Origin of the sequence: Bartonella sp. MU70NMGDW (assembly GCF_042194085.1) — a bacterium.
Lineage (GTDB): Bacteria > Pseudomonadota > Alphaproteobacteria > Rhizobiales > Rhizobiaceae > Bartonella > Bartonella grahamii.
In genome coordinates, this window is the sequence record NZ_JBHIMK010000306.1 from 1 (window position 1) to 1,360 (window position 1,360).

Sequence of the window (1,360 nt, forward strand, 5' to 3'; positions counted from 1 at the left end):
CTTAGAAAGATCTGTCGTAAAAGTTGCTTAATTTAAAAACACATCTCCCCTTCCCGTTCTCAACAATGGGGAGGTGGATAAGAAGGTAATAAAATTAAGGTGCACTATACCAAGTTGATCGTCCACCACCATGACGTATCAAAAGACCTTTTTCAACTAATGATGTAAAAGTTACTTTAAGTGTATTAGGGCTTGCACCAACCTCACGCACCATATCGCGAGTTGTAACACGTCCGTGATTACGCACATAATCAAGAATATTAAGAGCCAATTCAGATAAGGAAAAAAGAGCATTTTTTTCACTCTCTATTTTTATTTCTAATTGGCGTTTTTGTTTTTGTAGAGCACGTAAAAAAAAGAGTATCCAGGGTTCCCAATTGGGTGTTTTAGTATAAATTGTTTTTTGAGTCTGATTCAGAGCTAAGTAATAGCTTTCTTTATTATTCTCAATAATGCTTTCAAGTGATGAATATGGTACATAAACATAACCTTTTTGTAACAAAAGAAGGGTGGTTAAGATACGGCTTAAACGTCCATTTCCATCTTGAAAAGGATGAATAGCTAAAAATGTTACATTAAAAATACCAATCGTAAGTAAAGGATGAAGATCCTTTAATTCATTGGTTTTATTGAACCAAGTAATAAGCTCTTGCATTCGGTATGGTGTATCAAATGGTGTAGCTGTTTCAAAAACAATGCCAACCATTTTCCCTTGAGAATTAAATGCTGCTACATCATTGCGTAAAGTCTTATATTCACCTCGATGTCGTTGATCTTTCTCACTATTACACAAAAGATCACGATGAAGTTGTTTAATATGATTTTCAGTAATAGAAATATCACTCCAAGATTGAAAGATTGTTTCCATAACCTTGGCATAACCGATAACTTCTTGTTCATCACGACTCTTGAAACGTTTAATTTCTAAGTTTACCAAAAGCTGTTCGATTTCGCGGTCTGTTAACTTACTCCCTTCAATGCGTGTGGAAGATCCAATACTTTCAACAGTAGCAATATGACGAAGAGCGTTCAATCGCTCAGGTGCAAGAGTACCAAGAGCGCGCCATGCCCCTTTGAACTCATCAATTTCAGCAATGAGAGCCAACAATTCTTGTGTAATTTGGAGTGTATCTGTTTTCATACCGGAATATATACCCGATTATACCCGATTGTCAATCATTCGTAACACAGTAAACTCTTACTTCTTATGGCAGTGAAGAAGGCAAGGAGCAACTATGAATAAGAAGAATCGTAAGGGTCTATCGGTTCGTGCGTTTGCAAAAAAGATGGGTGTTTCACATAATGCGGTGGTTTCTCGGATAAAGACAGGTAAATTTGATGCGGCTCTTTTTGAAGATGG

1 protein-coding gene is annotated in these 1,360 nt (G+C 36.5%); it reads right to left on the reverse strand.

The window, feature by feature from the left end:
- Positions 1-94 precede the first annotated feature (94 nt).
- Positions 95-1,141 (reverse strand): Fic family protein, encoded by a 1,047-nt coding sequence (locus ACFIKE_RS10640; protein WP_375610735.1) that lies wholly within the window; start codon positions 1,139-1,141, stop codon positions 95-97.
- Positions 1,142-1,360: the final 219 nt, after the last annotated feature.

Coding starts and splice junctions, on each gene's coding strand:
- ACFIKE_RS10640 (WP_375610735.1), bottom strand. CDS start 1,141: ATGAAAACAGATACACTCCAAATTACACAAGAATTGTTGGCTCTCATT.